This is a genomic window from Kitasatospora sp. NPDC057198 (assembly GCF_042670125.1).
Classification (GTDB): domain Bacteria; phylum Actinomycetota; class Actinomycetes; order Streptomycetales; family Streptomycetaceae; genus Kitasatospora.
Map to the genome: position 1 here is coordinate 1 of NZ_JBHUWH010000678.1, position 3044 is coordinate 3044.

Here is a 3044-nt window from a genome sequence, read left to right on the forward strand (position 1 = left end):
GGACTACTCCGCCCCGGCGGCCCCGTGCCGCTTCCACGCCGCCCGCCGCAGCCCGGCGTCCAGCAGCACGTCCAGGGCCGTGCCGGCCAGCGCCTCGGTGACGGCCGCCAGGACCGACCGGGCCCGGGGCGAGGCCGCGGCGGCCGCGAACTCGGGGGTGTGGTCGGACCCGTCCTCGTCCATGATCGCGACGAACGGGTGGACGGCGGGCACCCGCGCGCTGACGTTGCCGATGTCCGAGGAGCCCAGCAGCACCCCCGGCCGCGGCGGGGTGAGGGTGATGCCCGCCCGCGCCAGGTGCGCGGCGAAGCGCCCGGAGAGCACCGCGTTGTCGCGGAAGTGCTCGTAGCGCACGGTGGCCCGCTCCACCGTCACCGTCGTGCCGGTCGCCGTGGCGACGCCCTCGGCGCAGGTGCGCAGCCGCCCGGCCAGGTCGTCCAGTTCGGCGGTGGTGGCGGCCCGCAGCCCGAACAGGCCCTCGGCGAGGTCGGGCACGATGTTCGTCGCGGTGCCCCCGACCGTGACGATGCCCAGCACGTGGGAGGCCGGCGGGAGCCGCTGGCCCAGCGCCGACAGCACGTTGAACAGCTCGACCAGCGCGGCCAGCGCGTCGATGCCGTGCGTCGGGTCGCCGGTCGGGTGGGCGGCCCGGCCGTGGAAGGCCACCCGGTACTGCTCCTGCGCGGTCAGCACCGCGTGCGTCCAGTCGTGGACGCCCGGGTGGAACATCAGCGCCGCGTCGACCCCGTCGAACACCCCCGCCTCCACCTCCAGGGCCTTGCCGCCGCCGCCCTCCTCCGCCGGGGTCCCGACCGCCAGCACCGTCCCGGCGTCCTCCGGCAGCACCTCGCGGACGGCCAGCGCCGCCCCCAGGCCGGCCGCCGCGATCAGGTTGTGCCCGCAGGCGTGCCCCAGGCCGGGCAGCGCGTCGTACTCCAGCAGCAGGGCCACCACCGGACGGCCCCGGCCCGCCGAAGCGGTGAAGGCGGTCGGCATCCCCGCCAGGCCCCGGCGCACCGCGAAGCCCGCCCGCTCCAGCTCGCCCGTCAGCCGGGCGGCGGCCCGGTGCTCCGCGAAGGCGCACTCGGGGTCGGCGTGCAGGGCGAGGGCCGTCCCCCAGCACTCGTCCGCCCGGCGGCGGACCGCCTCCCGAACACGTGCGTGCAGGTCACCACCGGTGTGAGGCACTTCGACTCCCTGATCTCGACGCGTACCGCTCCGCCCACCCGTCTGCCACGCACCGCCGCTCCCACACCTGCCCGGCCGCCCGGCGCGGTGCCCGAGCGGGCCCGGGACGCATGGACCGCGGCGGACCGGACAGACGCGGAGCCATGGGAACCAGACGGACGGCCCGGTCGGTCCGGGCGGCGCACGCGGCCCCGTACGCGGGAGCCGCCCTGGCGGTGGCGGCCGCCGCCCTGGTGGGCGCCCGCGCCTCGGGCCCGGCCTCCCCGTGGTACCGGTCGCTGGACCGGCCCCGCTGGCAGCCGCCGCCCTGGGTGTTCCCCGCCGTGTGGACCCCGCTGTACGCCTCGATCGCCTGGAGCGCGGGCCACGCGCTGGGCCGGGCCCCCGGCCGCGAACGGGCCGCCCTGGCCGCCGAGTACGGGACGAACCTGGCCCTGAACGCCGGCTGGACCTGGCTCTTCTTCGGCCTGCGCAGCCCCGCCGCGGGGGTCGCGGGCAGCGTCCTGCTGGACGCCCACAACCTGCGCCTGATCGGACGGGTGGCGCGCCACGACCCCGCGGCCGCCGCCGCACTGGCGCCCTACGCCGGGTGGTGCCTCTTCGCCACCGCGCTCAGCTGCTCCCTGGCCCGCCGCAACAGCGTCCCGTTCCGCGCCGACTGACGGCCCGCCTCGTGCCGACCCAGAGGGCGGTGCCCGGTCAGGCGGCCGGGGCGCGCTCCGCCAGGAACAGCCGGGCGGCCATCGGGGCGCTGACCCGGCCGGCGCCCAGGCGGGAGGCCAACTCGGCGGTGAGGACGGCGTGCAGCTCCGGGGCGTCGGGGTCGCCGCCGCGCGACTCGACGGCGGCCCGCACCGGCGTGCCGGTCAGGACGAGCGGCTCGTCCCGGACCGGCTCCAGCCCGCCGGCGACGAGGTCCGCGCGGAGCGGGGCGGGGGCGGCGCAGCCGTGCGGCAGCGCGGGCAGGAAGTCCGGCGGGTCGGCCGGGAAGGCCCGTTCGAGCCCGGCCTGCACCGCGGCGTCGAAGCCGTGCGCCCCCAGCGGCCCCCAGACGCTGAACAGGAACCGCCCGCCCGGCACCAGCACGCGCCGCACCTCGGCGAAGGCGGCCGGCCGGTCGGGGAAGAACATCGCCCCGAACTGGCACACCACCAGGTCGAACGCCCTGTCCGGGAAGGGCAGCCGCTGGGCGTCGGCCCGCCGCCAGCGCGCCCCCGGCACCCGGGCCCGCCCGAACTCCGCCATCGCCTCGTTGAGGTCCGTCGCCACCACCTCGGCGGCGGGCAGCGCCGCCAGCAGGCACGAGGTCAACGCCCCCGTCCCGGCGGCGAGTTCGAGCACCGTACGGGGAGCCAGCGCGGCGGCGCGCCCGGCCAGGTCGGCGGCGAACGGACGGAACAGGGCCGGGACGAGGTACCGCTCGTACGCCTCCGGCATCGACGGGGACCACCGCCGGTCGGCGGGAACACCACTCATCCCCCCGACGCTACGCCCGCCCCCGCGCCCCGGCACCGCGGCGGCCCGCCCTCATCCGCCGGACGCCAGCCCGGACAGGTCCGGACGCCCGCCCAGGCGCTGGACGGTCGCCCCGGCGGCCGCCGCCGCCAGCCGCCCCGCGGCGCGCACGTCGGGGCCCCGGCGCAGCCCGGCGACCAGGCCCGCGACGAAGGCGTCCCCGGCCCCGGTCGGATCGGCCACCGGCACCTCCGCCAGCGGCAGCAGCAGCTCACCGTCCGGCCACACCAGCAGGTCGCCCTCCCCGGGCACCGCGAGGGCGACCAGGGCCGGGCCCGCGGCCAGCAGCCGGCGCCCCAGCGCGCGGGCGTCCCGCACCGAGCGGACCGGCCCGACCGCGA

The 3044-nt window shown here is 79.2% G+C and carries 4 protein-coding genes; 1 reads left to right on the forward strand and 3 read right to left on the reverse strand.

What is annotated here, in order from left to right:
• Window positions 1–3 precede the first annotated feature (3 nt).
• Window positions 4–1188 (reverse strand): amidohydrolase, encoded by a 1185-nt coding sequence (locus ACFUEL_RS37605; protein WP_380242386.1) that lies wholly within the window; start codon window positions 1186–1188, stop codon window positions 4–6.
• A 143-nt stretch (window positions 1189–1331) separates the two neighbouring features.
• Here ACFUEL_RS37605 and ACFUEL_RS37610 point away from each other — a divergent pair, with 143 nt between their 5' ends.
• A complete protein-coding gene (locus ACFUEL_RS37610) occupies window positions 1332–1850 on the forward strand; it encodes a TspO/MBR family protein (RefSeq protein ID WP_380242388.1) in 519 nt (172 codons plus the stop codon).
• A 37-nt stretch (window positions 1851–1887) separates the two neighbouring features.
• Here ACFUEL_RS37610 and ACFUEL_RS37615 read toward each other — a convergent pair whose 3' ends face one another.
• Window positions 1888–2664, reverse strand: a complete 777-nt coding sequence (locus ACFUEL_RS37615) for a class I SAM-dependent methyltransferase (protein ID WP_380242390.1) — start codon at window positions 2662–2664, stop codon at window positions 1888–1890.
• Window positions 2665–2715: 51 nt separating this feature from the next.
• Window positions 2716–3044, reverse strand: a 329-nt coding sequence (locus tag ACFUEL_RS37620; protein WP_380242392.1) for a PfkB family carbohydrate kinase, incomplete at its 5' end; no start/stop codon positions are given.